This is a genomic window from Streptomyces sp. NPDC033131 (assembly GCF_055578365.1).
The window spans coordinates 569013-581688 of the sequence record NZ_JBVIPA010000001.1 but is presented as its reverse complement, the minus strand read 5'-3'; the positions used below and the strand labels follow the sequence as shown (position 1 = coordinate 581688).

Annotated in this window: 14 protein-coding genes; 3 read left to right on the top strand and 11 right to left on the bottom strand. The window is 70.3% G+C overall.

The window, feature by feature from the left end:
• Nucleotides 1-66 precede the first annotated feature (66 nt).
• The 4 genes from ACZ5XS_RS02565 to ACZ5XS_RS02550 all read right to left on the bottom strand — a co-directional run bounded on the left by ACZ5XS_RS02565 (nucleotide 67) and on the right by ACZ5XS_RS02550 (nucleotide 3754).
• Nucleotides 67-804 (bottom strand): AIM24 family protein, encoded by a 738-nt coding sequence (locus ACZ5XS_RS02565; protein WP_217239475.1) that lies wholly within the window; start codon nucleotides 802-804, stop codon nucleotides 67-69.
• 19 nt (nucleotides 805-823) lie between these two features.
• Complete coding sequence (locus ACZ5XS_RS02560; protein ID WP_217239476.1) at nucleotides 824-1501, bottom strand: AIM24 family protein; 678 nt, start codon at nucleotides 1499-1501, stop codon at nucleotides 824-826.
• Nucleotides 1502-1506: 5 nt separating this feature from the next.
• Nucleotides 1507-3042, bottom strand: a complete 1536-nt coding sequence (locus ACZ5XS_RS02555) for a TerD family protein (RefSeq protein WP_468647363.1) — start codon at nucleotides 3040-3042, stop codon at nucleotides 1507-1509.
• Between the two features lie 115 nt (nucleotides 3043-3157).
• A complete protein-coding gene (locus tag ACZ5XS_RS02550) occupies nucleotides 3158-3754 on the bottom strand; it encodes a M48 metallopeptidase family protein (RefSeq protein ID WP_468647362.1) in 597 nt (198 codons plus the stop codon).
• Nucleotides 3755-4045: 291 nt separating this feature from the next.
• Between ACZ5XS_RS02550 and ACZ5XS_RS02545 the strand changes: the two genes are divergently transcribed.
• Entirely contained in the window at nucleotides 4046-5260 is a 1215-nt protein-coding gene (locus ACZ5XS_RS02545; protein WP_468647511.1) for a TOMM precursor leader peptide-binding protein, read from the top strand.
• A complete protein-coding gene (locus ACZ5XS_RS02540) occupies nucleotides 5253-6632 on the top strand; it encodes an ABC1 kinase family protein (RefSeq protein ID WP_468647361.1) in 1380 nt (459 codons plus the stop codon). Before ACZ5XS_RS02545 ends, ACZ5XS_RS02540 begins: the two co-directional genes overlap by 8 nt.
• A 15-nt stretch (nucleotides 6633-6647) precedes the next feature.
• On the opposite strand, the gene ACZ5XS_RS02535 is transcribed toward ACZ5XS_RS02540, so the two are convergent.
• From ACZ5XS_RS02535 to ACZ5XS_RS02515, 5 genes are all read right to left on the bottom strand, one after another.
• Nucleotides 6648-6857, bottom strand: coding sequence for a hypothetical protein (locus ACZ5XS_RS02535; RefSeq protein WP_217239519.1), 210 nt, complete (start codon nucleotides 6855-6857; stop codon nucleotides 6648-6650).
• 136 nt (nucleotides 6858-6993) lie between these two features.
• Complete coding sequence (locus ACZ5XS_RS02530; RefSeq protein WP_468647360.1) at nucleotides 6994-7317, bottom strand: hypothetical protein; 324 nt, start codon at nucleotides 7315-7317, stop codon at nucleotides 6994-6996.
• On the bottom strand, nucleotides 7314-7682 hold the full coding sequence (locus ACZ5XS_RS02525) for a WhiB family transcriptional regulator (protein WP_217239481.1): 369 nt from the start codon (nucleotides 7680-7682) through the stop codon (nucleotides 7314-7316). Before ACZ5XS_RS02525 ends, ACZ5XS_RS02530 begins: the two co-directional genes overlap by 4 nt.
• Before the next feature lie 175 nt (nucleotides 7683-7857).
• Nucleotides 7858-8178, bottom strand: a complete 321-nt coding sequence (locus tag ACZ5XS_RS02520) for a hypothetical protein (protein WP_468647359.1) — start codon at nucleotides 8176-8178, stop codon at nucleotides 7858-7860.
• Nucleotides 8179-8343: 165 nt separating this feature from the next.
• Nucleotides 8344-10545, bottom strand: coding sequence for an ATP-dependent DNA helicase UvrD2 (locus ACZ5XS_RS02515; RefSeq protein WP_468647358.1), 2202 nt, complete (start codon nucleotides 10543-10545; stop codon nucleotides 8344-8346).
• Between the two features lie 182 nt (nucleotides 10546-10727).
• Between ACZ5XS_RS02515 and ACZ5XS_RS02510 the strand changes: the two genes are divergently transcribed.
• Nucleotides 10728-10970 (top strand): mycoredoxin, encoded by a 243-nt coding sequence (locus tag ACZ5XS_RS02510; RefSeq protein ID WP_115906059.1) that lies wholly within the window; start codon nucleotides 10728-10730, stop codon nucleotides 10968-10970.
• A 45-nt stretch (nucleotides 10971-11015) separates the two neighbouring features.
• On the opposite strand, the gene ACZ5XS_RS02505 is transcribed toward ACZ5XS_RS02510, so the two are convergent.
• Together ACZ5XS_RS02505 and nudC are read right to left on the bottom strand one after the other, a co-directional pair.
• The gene (locus ACZ5XS_RS02505) at nucleotides 11016-11630 is read right to left on the bottom strand and encodes a class I SAM-dependent methyltransferase (RefSeq protein ID WP_468647357.1); all 615 of its coding nucleotides are present in this window, start codon (nucleotides 11628-11630) and stop codon (nucleotides 11016-11018) included.
• A 10-nt stretch (nucleotides 11631-11640) separates the two neighbouring features.
• On the bottom strand, nucleotides 11641-12585 hold the full coding sequence (nudC, locus tag ACZ5XS_RS02500; RefSeq protein WP_468647356.1) for an NAD(+) diphosphatase: 945 nt from the start codon (nucleotides 12583-12585) through the stop codon (nucleotides 11641-11643).
• Nucleotides 12586-12676: the final 91 nt, after the last annotated feature.

The following is a 12676-nucleotide window of genomic DNA, read 5'->3' as shown; positions in this document are numbered from 1 at the left end:
CGTGTGTAAGGGGCGACCGCCATGGCGGTCGCCCCTTACGTTTGCCTCCCGGGCGATGCCGGAGGCTCAGGCGTTGCTCCCCCCGAGGGAGTTCCCCCGCATGTTGAACTGGCCGAGCATCCCCGAGTTGCGCAGATGCTGCGGCGGCAGCAGCTCACTGGGCTGTACGAGGACGTGTCCCGTGCCGGAGAACTGCATCTCCCAGCCCTCGCCGGTGGAGCCCTTGCGGCGCCACACGGCGGACGTGGAGGTGGGGGCCTGGAGCTGGGTCCGCAGGGACGTGGACCAGGCGACCACGGCGTCGGCGTCGCAGCAGACGTTCTTCTCCGGGGTCACCTCCATCACCAGCGGCTCGCCCGAGGTCATGAGGACGACCTGCCCGGAACCTGACAGCTCCAGGTTGTAGGCCCCCGCCGACGCGATCTCCACGGCACTGTCGACCGCGACGATGCCGACGCCCAGGGAGCCGTCGAAGGCGAGGACGTAGGAGCTGTCGACGGTCAGGCCGCGGCCGACCTCCATGATGTGCAGGTGCTGGGCGAGGTTGGCGAGGTAGACGACGCCGTTGCCCTTGCAGCGCATGAGCTCCAGGCGCTCGCCGGTCATCCGCTCGACGTTGCGCCAGCTGCGGTTGCGGTACTGGCTGTCGAACTCCACCTGCCCCTCGAAGGCCACCATGGCACCCTGGCGGGCGAGCACGGCGCTGCTGCCCTGGGTGACGTCGGTCTTGAGGAGCTGCGGGTTCTGCAGGGTGTAGCGGCCGGTGGACTCCACCGGGACGTGTGCGAAGAGTGTGCTGTGCATGATGTGCGTGGTGCTCCCTTCAGCCCCGGATCTTGAATCGGTCGCCGGTGTCCTCGCTCGGCTGGACGACCACGAAGCCCTGTCCCTTGAAGCCGATCTGGAAGGCCTCACCACTGCCCCGGCCGATGAGGGCGCTCGCCTTGACCGTGCGGCGCGCCTTCATGTCCAGGCCGGTCGTCCAGGCGATCAGCGCGTCCGGGTCGACGTACGTCTCCCGTTCGGCGCAGTCCAGGGCCATCGGAATGCCCCGGCTGACCAGCGCGACCCATCCGGTGCCCCGGATGACGAGGTTCGTCAGGCCCGAGCCGGAGAGCTTGGCGAGCCCCTTGACGGGCTCGATGGCCAGCTCCAGCGAGGCGTCGCAGGCCAGCAGCGTGGCGCCGTTGACCGAAAGTGCTTCGCCGTTCAGGTGGAGGACGAGGATGTCGCCCCCATAGTCGGCGAGGTAGAGATCGCCGTCGCCGCGGCACAGCATCAGTTTGCCGCCCTCACCGGTGACCATCTCCTCCGCCGAACGGCGCAGGGTGGCGGGCGGCCCGTCGAACTGCACATAGCCCTCGTACGCGATCATCGAGCCGGCCTTGGCCAGCAGATCGTGCCCGGTGGCCATGGTGACCTTGAGCGTCTTGGAGCTGTGCACCGTCATCCGGACGCCGGTCGAAGCGGCGCGGTGCGCGCTGAGAGTCTGGGTGTCCATGGGCCTCACACCTCGAAGGGCTGTACGACGACGAAGTTGCCGGGAGCGCCGCGGAACTGGAGGTTCACGGCCTCCGAGGTCTGCCGGGAGTACCCGGAACGGCGCAGCCTGAGCGCGGTCGTGGTGACGGCCTGCGCACCGGCGGACCAGGCGATGACGGCGTTGCCGTCGACGTAGGTGGCCGGGCCCACCGGGATGACGACCGGCACGCCGCGGGTCTTCACGGCGACCGCCCCGGTCCCCGAGAAGAGCATGCTGAACAGGCCGCCACCAGGCAGCCCCGCACCCTCGATGCGACGCACCTCGGTGTCCAGTGCCTCGTCGAAGGCCAGCACGCCCTGGGCGCTGGTGTAGATCTGCTCCCCCTGAAGTCGGATGACGAACACCCGGCTGGCCTCGTCCGCGAGGAACACCTCGCCGTCGCCGGCGCAGCGCATCAGGGACATGCCCTGGCCGGTGAGCGCCCCGGTGAGCTTGCCGAGCAGCCCGGAGCCCTTGTGGGCGAAGTCGATGTCGCCCTGGTAGGCGACCATGCTGCCCTGCTTGGCAAGGATGGGGGCGCCCTTGGTGAGCGTGGCCCGCACGAGCTGGGGGTTCTGCTCCGTCCAGCGGTCCCCTACGGGGGCCTCCGCGTACTTCGTCAGGACGACGCGGACGTTCGCCTCGGGCGGCACCGGCGCGATCGTCGTGGCACCGCCGAAGGGCTGGCCCTGGCCCGGGAAGGCCGCGGGGGCGCCTGGGGGCGCGAACGTTCCGGGGACGGCGCCGGGGGGCGTGAACATCTGCGGGCTCGTCGGCGCGGGCGGCGCCTGCGGCGGAACGCCGGGCGGGGTGCCGGTTCCGGCGGGCGGGGTGGTCCCGACGATCGTCGGAGCCGAGTGGAGGGACGGGGCCGCCGGTGCGGGAGCTCCGAAGCTGGGCGCCGGGGGCGCCGATGGCGGGGCGGCCTGCTGCGGCGGAGGTGCGAAGGCCGGTGCCTGGGTCTGCGGCGGGGCGGCGGGGGCGGGCTCCTCCTCGGCGACCTCTCCGCCGAAGTTCTTCAGCAGCGCGTCGAGGCCGCCGTCGAAGCCCTGCCCGACCGCGGCGAACCGCCACACGTCCTTGAGATAGAGGTCGCCCAGCATGACGGCACGTTCCGTGGAGAACTCGCTGCCGTCGAAGGAGTACCGGGCCACCTCCTCGCCACCGGCGACGATACGGACGTATCCCGGGGCGATCTGCGACATCTGTCCGGCGCCGTCGATCGTCGCCGTGAACGAGAGCTTGTGGATCTGCGGCGGGATCTTGTCGAGGGTGACCCTGAAGGCCTCCGTGTCGCCCGCCTGCGCGCCCAGCAGCTGAATGGATTCCTCGGGAGACTTCGGCTGGTTGAAGAAGACGAAGTACCGGTCGTCCGAAAGCCGTTCGTCGGCGTCGAGACCGAAGCAGCTGATGTCGAAGGTCAGCCCGGGGCCGGAGATCTGTACACCCACGTACAGATCGGTGCCCGCGGTGAGGTCACTGATCTTGGCCTTGTGGCCGCGTTGGAATTCCCTGGCCATGCGTAACGACCGTCCCCCATCCCGAATGCAAGTACGTCGCGACAGGCTAACGGCAAACTCGGACACCAGAGGATCTCGGTACAGATCCGGTACAAAATCCCACGTGGGGCCGCCGTCACTCCCCCCGTACGTCCGGCAGGTGCGGCAACCGCTCGGCGGCCACGACCCCTTCGAGATATCCCCGGGCCCGCTCGGTGCGCGGATAGGCCTCCAGCAGCCGCCAGAAGCGGGGCCCGTGCCCGGGGACCAGCAGATGCGCGAGTTCGTGCAGAAGGACGTAGTCGACGACGTACTCAGGCATGCCCTGCAGACGGTGCGACAGCCGGATGCTGCCTTCGGAGGGGGTGCACGAGCCCCAGCGGGTGTTCTGGTTGGTGACCCAGCGCACCGAGTTCGGCCGGGCCTTGCCCTCGAAGTACTGGGCCGACAGGCGCTGCGCCCGCTCGGCCAGCTCGGCATCACCGAGGACTCGCTTGCTCTCCTGCGCGGCCAGCTTGTCGAGCATGACGCTCACCCAGCGCTGCTCCTCTGCCTCGGACATCCGGGCAGGGATGAGCACCACGGTGCGATCGCCCTCGCGGTACGCGGAGACCGTCCGGCGTCGACGGGAACTCCTGCGCACCTCGATCGCGCTCGCCCCCGAGCCGCTCGGCGGCAGGCTCGTCGTACTGCGCTGTGGTGTTCCGGCGCGGTGTAGTGGGTCGGCGGGCACGCCCCGACGTTACCCGCTGCGCACGCGGGAAGTCCCGACTCCGGGGCGGTTCGCTTCCGATCCCCCACATGCGTTTGATTCATGCGACTGACTTGTACGACGAATATCCACTGCCTGTGGACAACTTTCGGCGCCGGGTGGCGGGCCCGGGCATGCTGGCACCACCGGCGGAGCTGCGGCCGACCTCCACCGGCAGGCGGGAATGTTCTTCAAGGGCTACGAGGGCTACGGGGGCCTGTCATGCAGTCGCTGGATCCGCATCCAATGATTCCGCCGGTTCCGACCGTTCCGCTGGTTCCGCTCGTGAAGCCCGCGCTCCGGCGCGGCTGGCGGGATCTCAACACCGTGCAGTTCGGGATGACCCCGGCGCACGCGATGACGCTGGGTCCGATGGACACGGCGACGGGCAGCTTTCTGGACCTGCTCAACGGCACGCGCGGACTGCCGCTCCTACGGGAGGAGGGCCGTCGGATGGACCTGCCGGACGGGCATGTCGACGCGCTGGTGGAGCGGCTGTCACGGGCCGGACTCGTCGACGACGCCAAGGGCGGCGGCCCCGCCGCCGAGACACTGCGCGCCAAGAAAGAGGTGCTCGACCGGCTTGGCCCCGACCTGGCCTCACTCTCCCTGACCACATCCGAACCGGGCGAGGCGATCAGGCTCCTGGCCGCCCGCCGCTCCCTGCGCGTCCAGGTCAGGGGTGCCGGACGGGTGGGCGCTGTCCTCGCCTCACTGCTTTCCGGCGCCGGGGTCGGCGAGGTCGAGGTGCGCGACGTCGGCTCGGTCGAGCCGGGTGACGTCGCGCCGGGCGGTCTGCCGGCCGAGTCCGTCGGCGACCGCAGGGAGGAGGCGGCGCGGCGGGCCGTACGGCGGTCGGCGCCGGACCGCCCACCGCGCCGCGGCACCCGCACGCCCTCCGAGGGCGAGGACCCCGGCCTGTCCCTGGTGATCCTCGCCCCACGGGACGACGTCGACGTGCACGCACCCGTCCCGTCCGCCGCCGATCCGCTGATCACCTCGGGCACACCCCATCTGTACGTCGGCGTGGTGGAGGCGACCGGGATGGTCGGCCCGTTCGTGCTGCCCGGTGAGACGGGCTGCGCCGGCTGTCTGCACGAGGCCCGCACGGACCGTGACCAGACCTGGCCCCGTCTGATCGCCCAGTGGCGCTCCGGTACACAGCGCAAGGTGCGGTCCTGCGATCTGGCGCTGGCCACGACGGTCGCGGGCCTTGCCGCCGCGCACGCCCTGGCCTTCCTGGACGGCCAGGTTCCGTCCAGTGCCGGCGCACGCTGGGAGGTCTCGCTGCCCGCCCTCCACTGGCATGCGCGGCCTGTCTGGGGGCACCCCGCATGTCCTTGCGGGGCGGCGGAGAAAGGTAAGGGGGAACACACACCCAAGGAAGTGGAGTCACACGAGACAATGGCGGAGCAACAACCGTCGAAGGAGTTACGCCGCACGACCCACGCGGCGCGGCTGGCTGGGACCTGGAGGGCGCATGTCTGATCTTCCCCGCAAGGCGGTCACCCGTACCGCCAAGCTCGCCGCGCTGCCGCTCGGTTTCGCCGGACGGGCGACCTGGGGACTGGGCAAGCGGATCGTCGGCGAGTCCGCCGAGCTGGTCGGCCGCGAGCTGCAACAGCGCACGGCCGAGCAGCTGTTCAAGGTGCTCGGCGAGCTCAAGGGCGGGGCCATGAAGTTCGGCCAGGCCCTGTCCGTCTTCGAGTCGGCCCTCCCCGAGGAGATCGCCGGCCCCTACCGCGCGGCGCTGACGAAACTCCAGGAGGCGGCGCCTCCGATGCCCACACGCACCGTGCACGCGGTGCTGGAGGAGCGGCTCGGCGAGAACTGGCAGGAGCTGTTCCTCGAGTTCGAGGACAAGCCCTCGGCGGCCGCCTCGATCGGCCAGGTGCACCGCGGGGTGTGGAGCGACGGCCGTGAGGTGGCCGTCAAGGTGCAGTACCCCGGGGCGGGCGAGGCGCTGTTGTCCGACCTGAACCAACTGAGTCGATTCGCCCGGCTGCTGGGTCCCCTCATCCCGGGCGTGGACATCAAGCCGCTGATCTCGGAGCTCAGGGACCGGGTCTCCGAGGAACTGGACTACGGCCTGGAGGCACAGGCCCAGCATGCGCATGCCGAGGAGTTCGCCGGCGATCCGGACGTCGTGGTGCCCGATGTGGTCCACCAGTGCGACCAGGTGCTGATCACGGAATGGCTGGACGGCGTCCCGCTGTCGGAGGTGATCGCCGACGGCACCCAGGAGCAGCGCGACAGGGCCGGCCAGCTCCTGGCCCGCTTCCTCTTCTCGGGCCCCGCCCGCACCGGGCTCCTGCACGCCGACCCGCACCCGGGCAACTTCCGCCTCGTGCCCGGCGGCCCGGAAGGCGAGGACGACTGGCGCCTGGGGGTCCTGGACTTCGGCACGGTCGACCGCCTTCCGGGCGGCCTGCCGGCCACGATCGGCAAGTCCCTGAGGATGACCCTCGACGGTGAGGCGGAAGCCGTCTATGAGCTCCTGTGCGCCGAAGGCTTCGTCAAGGAGTCCATAGAGCTGGACCCCGACGCCGTCCTCGACTACCTCCTGCCGATCATCGAACCGGCCCAGGTCGAGGAGTTCACCTTCAATCGCGGCTGGATGCGCAGCCAGGCGACCCGGATCGGTGATCCGCGCTCCCCCGCCTACCAGTTGGGCAAGCAGATCAACCTGCCCCCGGCGTATCTGCTCATCCACCGGGTGACGTTGAGCACGATCGGCGTGTTGTGCCAGCTCGGCTCGACGGTGCGGCTGCGCGAGGAGCTGGAGGAGTGGCTGCCCGGATTCGTGCCGGAGAAGAGTCTGGAAGAAGACCTGGAGGAGAAGCCGGCGGCGGAGGCGTGAGGTTCCTCGGAGGTCTCACCACCAGGCCGAGTCCAGCCGCCCCTCGATCGCCCTGAGGTTCTCCCGGGAGCAGGTGTCGCAGAAGTACTGGCGCACGCCGTTCTCCACGGAGCACATCCAGGTGGGCTGCGGTGCCTGGGCCGCGGTGCCGCACCGGGCGCACACAAGGGCCTCGGGCTGCTCGGCGGAGCCGTCGTCGTCACTGCCTCCGGGAAGACTCGTCACCCCGCTGACGATATCCCCGTGACGTGCGTCGGCTGGCACAACGCACTGCGGGGGCCGGTCCGTTCGGACGGACCGGCCCCCGACGGGGAGCTTCGCCTCCCTTACCGGGAGGCCACCGCTTCAGGTGTGTTCGGGATTACTGCATGACGGCCAGGGCGAGCGCACGGCGAGCACGCAGCGAGGCGCGCTCCGCCCGGCGCTGCATCCGGCGAGCGGTCGCCAGGCGCACGGCCCGGCGTTCCTGCTCGGCCTCATGCAGTCGCTCGTGCATATGCGCGCGAGCGAGGGCTTCTGGGATGAGTTGCATCTCTCGGGTCCTGTTCTGGCGCGAGTCGATCGCACCACTGGTGGTGAAGTCTTCAGGCGCGGTGCCTGCGGGTTCGTACGTGGACGGCTTCATCGGGGCCTGCTTCTTGGGGTCGTGCGTGAAAGGACGGTCGATGGTTCCCGGGGTGTTCATGCCGTGACCGGGTTCTTGCGCGGGCGGCCACGAGGCCGCTTCCGGGCAACGACGACACCCTGGACGAACAGCTCGCCGCCCCAGACGCCCCAGGGCTCACGCCGCTCCTTGGCACCGGCGAGGCAGGCCTCGACCAGCGGGCAGGTGCGGCACAGGGACTTGGCGTACTCGACGTCCGCCGGGGACTCCGCGAAGAAGACCTCCGGGTCGTACGAACGGCAGGGGACGGGTACGCCGAGGTTCTCGATGGCGTCGTCGAGCGCGGTGAGCGCAGTGAGCGGGATCAAGGGGGAGTCCTCCGTGAGGCCGGGCGGGGGGATCGTTTCGGAAGGCGGTACGGACGGGGCGTGCGCTTCGAGTTGCACGGTTCGTCTTCCTCGTCTGTCGTTTCGGCCCTGTTGGGCCGAGTGGCGGCTGGTACCGGGTTCTTTTCTTGTCCCGAGGCCCCTTCGCTCCGTCGTCCCCGTTCGGGGACAAACAGAAGGGCCGCGGATCCCGGATGGGGTTCCGCGGCCCTGAAGGCGCCGGCCTGATCGACGATCAGGCTGGATCACTCCAGGGTTCTGGCCCACGGAAGGCCCACATCAGGTGGTGCTGTGTCGTCTGCTTCCGGCTTCCGGCACCGGCGGGCGCAAAGGCATAGACATGCGCCTGTGCCTTTACTGCTTCCAGTGCCTTGGTCGGTCGCTCATTGCGCTCCCGGACAGGAAGGGCCGCGAGAGACACGGAGGAGACCGGACGGACGGCACGGATGCCGGACAGACCGGTGCCCGGGTTCGAGGCGCCGAGGATGCACGTGGAGACGACCGAGCGATCGGTCACTTTGGCGGTGCTGATGGAGCTGAAGTTGATGCTGATCACTGGAATCGCCTCCTCTCGGCGTCTGGAGGGACCGGGGTGAACCAGTCCGACGGATATGCAAGTACAGCACGAAAGCGGGGCCTCCGAGAAGGCCTCCGTCCTCGTGGCTACGAACCTATGGGGATTGCTGGGGCATGCGCAAACTATTTTCTCGACGAGTTCGCGTCAGCCTTCAACTTCTTCTCCCCCGAGGTCCTGGCCTGCGCAGATCGCCAGAACATCGGCTCCGTAGCGGTTGAGCTTGCGCGCCCCGACCCCGGGGATCCGCGCCAGCTCCCCGTCGTCGTCAGGGACGGCCTCGGCGATCGCGATCAGTGTTTTGTCCGTGAAGACGCAGAAGGCGGGCTGCCCGCTGCGCTGCGCCTGGACCGCACGCCACTCGCGCAACCGCTCGTAAAGCCCCTCGTCCATGTCCGACGGGCAGTCCTCGCAGCGCATCAGCTTCATCTCACCGGCATCCGTGAGCGTGCGCCCGCACACCCGGCAGCGCGCCGGGGTGCGCTGGGTGCGCCGCGGGACGGCGCCGGCCCTGCCGGTGGTGGTGAAGCCGCGCTCGACTCCCCCGGAGCCGACCGCGGCACTCCGCCCGGCGGCGCCCGCCGAGCCCGGGCGCAGGCCGTCGAGGAAGCGGCTGGGCCTGCGGCTCGGACGGCCACCAGGCGCACGGGACAGGGCCCAGGAGACGTGCAGGCGCTCTCTGGCGCGGGTGACGCCGACATAGAGGAGGCGGCGTTCCTCCTCGATCTGCTCGTCGGTCTTTGCGTAGGTGATCGGCATCATGCCCTCGGCCACACCGACCAGGAAGACGACGTCCCACTCCAGTCCCTTGGCCGAGTGGAGGGAGGCGAGCGTGACGCCCTCGACGGTCGGGGCGTGCTGAGCGGCGGCCCGTTCGTCGAGCTCGGCCACCAGGTCGCTCAGGGTGGCGCCGGCTCTGGAGACGGCGAAGTCATGCGCGAGGTTCACCAGGGCGGCCAGCGACTCCCAGCGTTCTCGGACGGCCCCGGAGCCGGCCGGGGGCTGGGTGGTCCAGCCCTCGCCCGACAGCACGGCCCGCACCTGGGAGGGCAGGTCGACGGCGTCGTCGAGAAGGGAGTCGTTGCCGCCGAAGCGGGCCGCGCCGCGCAGCGCGACTCCCGCCTTGCGCACTTCGGGGCGGTCGAAGAACCGCTCGGCACCGCGCACCTGGTAGGGCACTCCGGCGTCGGCGAGGGCCTGTTCGTAGGTCTCGGACTGGGAGTTCGTGCGGAACAGGATGGCGATCTCGCTGGCCCGGCTGCCTGCGTCGATGAGCTCGCGGATGCGGCGGGCGGCGCCCTCGGCCTCGGCGGGCTCGTCGGTGTACTCGGTGTAGACGGGCTCGGGTCCGGCAGCACGCTGGGAGACCAGCTCCAGCCGGTGGTCGGCGGCACGGCCCCGGGCTTGGGCGAGCAGGCCGTTGGCGAGGTGGACCACCTGCGGAGTGGAGCGGTAGTCGCGGACCAGCTTGACGACGGTGGCGCCGGGGTGGCGGGTGCGGAAATCGAGCAGGTGGTCGGGAGTTGCTCCCGTGAACGAATAGATCGTCTGGCTGGCGTCGCCGACGACGCACAGGTTCTCCCGCTCGCCGAGCCACAGCTCCAGCAGGCGCTGCTGGAGCGGGCTGACGTCCTGGTACTCGTCGACCACGAAGTGCTGGTACTGGGAGCGGACCTGCTCGGCGATGTCGTGCCGGTCCTGGAGGACTGCGACGGTCAGCAGTAGGACGTCCTCGAAGTCGATGACCCCGCGGGCCCGCTTGAGGTCTTCGTAGGCGGAGTAGATCTGGGCGATCTCCGCCGGGGCGCGGGGGGACTCGCGGCCGGACTTGGCGGCCGCGGGCGCGTAGTCGGCGGGGACGGTCTGGGTGACCTTGGACCACTCGATCTCGCCGGTGACGTCCCGCAGCTCGCCGCGGTCGAGGCGGATGCGGCAGGCGGCGGCAGCGTCGGCGACGAGTTGGATCTTGCGGTCGACCAGCCGGGGCATGGAGCCACCGACGGCTTTCGGCCAGAAGTACTGGAGTTGGCGCAGGGCGGCCGAGTGGAAGGTGCGGGCCTGGACGCCGGCGGCGCCGAGCTGGCGCAGCCGGCCACGCATCTCGCCTGCGGCACGGTTGGTGAACGTGACGGCCAGCACACTGGAGGGCTGGAGGATCCCGGCCCGCACCCCGTAGGCGATGCGGTGGGTGATCGCCCGCGTCTTGCCCGTGCCGGCGCCGGCCAGCACGCACACCGGGCCGTGGAGGGCGGTGGCCACCTCGCGCTGCTCGGGGTCGAGCCCTTCGAGCACCGCGTCGGCAGAGCCCGGTGTCTGCGGGAAGGGCGGGGAGTGCGTTGCTGCTGTCACACGGCCATGCTGCCAGGTCGGCCGAGACGGGTGAGCCGGTTGTCCACAGGCAGGCACTCGTAGTCGTACTAATGCGGCAGGCGTCACGTCCGGCGAACCCGGCCGCTGGGAATGGTGGCCCTTTCACGTACGTTTCCCCACTGCGAGCGCACATCCCCGACCGCCGAAGGAGCACGAGAGACATGCCGGGCACTGTGACGATGTACAGCACCACGTGGTGCGGCTACTGCCGCCGGCTCAAGAGCCAGATGGACCGCGAGGGCATCGCGTACAACGAGATCAACATCGAGCAGGACCCGGATTCCGCCGCGTTCGTCGAGAAGGCGAATGGCGGAAACCAGACGGTGCCGACCGTGCTCTTCCCGGACGGGTCGACGCTCACGAACCCTTCGCTGGCTCAGGTCAAGCAGAAGATCGGCGCGTAACGGCCGCACGGACCTAGCGGTCGGCAGGCGGTCCCTGACGTTGTTTCAGGGGCCGCCGTCTTGTGGTTTGTCCCACACCAGCGTGTAGCGCCACAGCAGCCTGCGCCGGAAGCGCGATCCGGGAAGCACGCGGCGCGCGGCCTGCCGGACCTCGCTCCAGGACATCATCGAGTCCTCCATGGGCATGCCTGCCGGGCCGCCCTCGCCCCGGAAGAGCCGGTGGACCAGGTTCAGCGGCACACCCAGGGAGCCGATCACCCGGTCGAGCGGTGCCCGGTCGCGCGCCAGGCCTACGATCACCAGCCGCCCGCCGGGGGCCAGGAGCCGTACCAGTCGTCGCACCGCGTGCTCGAACTCCGCGTGGTGGACGACGGCGACCGCGCTCAGGAAGCCGTAGGTCTCCTCGGGCAGGCGCGGGTCGTCCAGGTAGTCCCCTTCGAGGAACGTCACGTCGCCGTACTCCCGCGCGCTCTCGCGCGCGAGCCGGATCATCTCCCGCGAGCGGTCCACGCCGGTGACGGTCTGGGCCCTGGCCGCGAGCTTGCGCGCGAGCAGTCCGTCGCCGCAGCCGACGTCGAGGGCCGCGCCGCAGCCGTCCGGCACGGCGGCGAGCACGACCGGGTGATAGTGGACGTTGTGGTTCCAGTACGGGTCCGGCATGTCCCGCGCCTCAGACGAAACTCCTCATCGGCAGCGGCTTGCCGTACCAGAGCTCGATCAGGCGGGCCGCGATGGAGATTCCGTAGGGCGGGAGCACCTCGCCGGAATCGAAGGCGGCGCGCAGTTCGTCGCGGGAGAACCAGCGGGCCTCGTGGATCTCGTCGCCGTCGACGTTGATGTCGGTAGAGGTGGCGCGGGCCATGAAGCCCAGCATGAGGCTGGACGGGAAGGGCCAGGGCTGGCTGGCGACGTACTCGACGCGGCCGATGCTGATGCCGGCCTCTTCGAAGACCTCGCGGCGCACCGACTGCTCGATGGACTCGCCGGGTTCGACGAAGCCGGCGAGCGTCGAGAAGCGGCCTTCCGGCCAGTGGACCTGACGGCCCAGCAGGATGCGGTCGTCCTCGTCCGTGACGGCCATGATCACGGCGGGGTCGGTGCGCGGGTAGTGCTCGGCGCCGCAGGCCTGGCAGCGGCGGATGTGACCGGCCGCCGCGATGATCGTGCGCTCGCCACAGCGGGAGCAGAAGCGGTGTGTGCGCTGCCAGTTCTCCAGGCCGACCGCGTGCACCATCAGCCCGGCCTCGCGGGGCGACAGGAGCAGACCCGCCTCGCGCAGCCCCGCGGCGCGCGCGGACTGGTCGATGCGGCCGGGAAACGCGTCCTTCTGGAGGGCGAAGTAGCGCACGCCGTCCTCGTCGATGCCGAGGAAATAGCGGTGTGCCTCGGTGAGGGGTGCTTCGAAGGACGGGGTCATGACGAGTTCGGTACGCCCGTCGGCCGTCTCGTCGATGAGGACCTGGCCGCCGGAGACCACGAAGCAGCGGGTGGTGGGGTGGCTCCAGGCCGCCGCGAGCCAGGCCTCGTCGAGCCGGTGGTGGGCGGCCCGGTCGATGCCGCTCGGGGCGGTGAGCGAGACGGGGCGGTCGGCGGTCTGGTCGGTCCAGGTGGTCACGAGTGCTTCCAACTCCCCCGGTGGAAAGGGTGTTTCGTGGGCGGTTCAGCGGGACGTACGGCGGGAGGCGACCGGGTCCGGCAGGGCGTGG

What these genes read in the sequence shown, in the direction of transcription:
- ACZ5XS_RS02565 (WP_217239475.1), bottom strand. Translation starts at nt 804, where the DNA reads ATGCACAGCACACTCTTCGCACACGTCCCGGTGGAGTCCACCGGCCGC.
- ACZ5XS_RS02560 (WP_217239476.1), bottom strand. Translation starts at nt 1,501, where the DNA reads ATGGACACCCAGACTCTCAGCGCGCACCGCGCCGCTTCGACCGGCGTC.
- ACZ5XS_RS02555 (WP_468647363.1), bottom strand. Translation starts at nt 3,042, where the DNA reads ATGGCCAGGGAATTCCAACGCGGCCACAAGGCCAAGATCAGTGACCTC.
- ACZ5XS_RS02540 (WP_468647361.1), top strand. Translation starts at nt 5,253, where the DNA reads ATGTCTGATCTTCCCCGCAAGGCGGTCACCCGTACCGCCAAGCTCGCC.
- ACZ5XS_RS02530 (WP_468647360.1), bottom strand. Translation starts at nt 7,317, where the DNA reads ATGAACACCCCGGGAACCATCGACCGTCCTTTCACGCACGACCCCAAG.
- ACZ5XS_RS02510 (WP_115906059.1), top strand. Translation starts at nt 10,728, where the DNA reads ATGCCGGGCACTGTGACGATGTACAGCACCACGTGGTGCGGCTACTGC.
- ACZ5XS_RS02505 (WP_468647357.1), bottom strand. Translation starts at nt 11,630, where the DNA reads ATGCCGGACCCGTACTGGAACCACAACGTCCACTATCACCCGGTCGTG.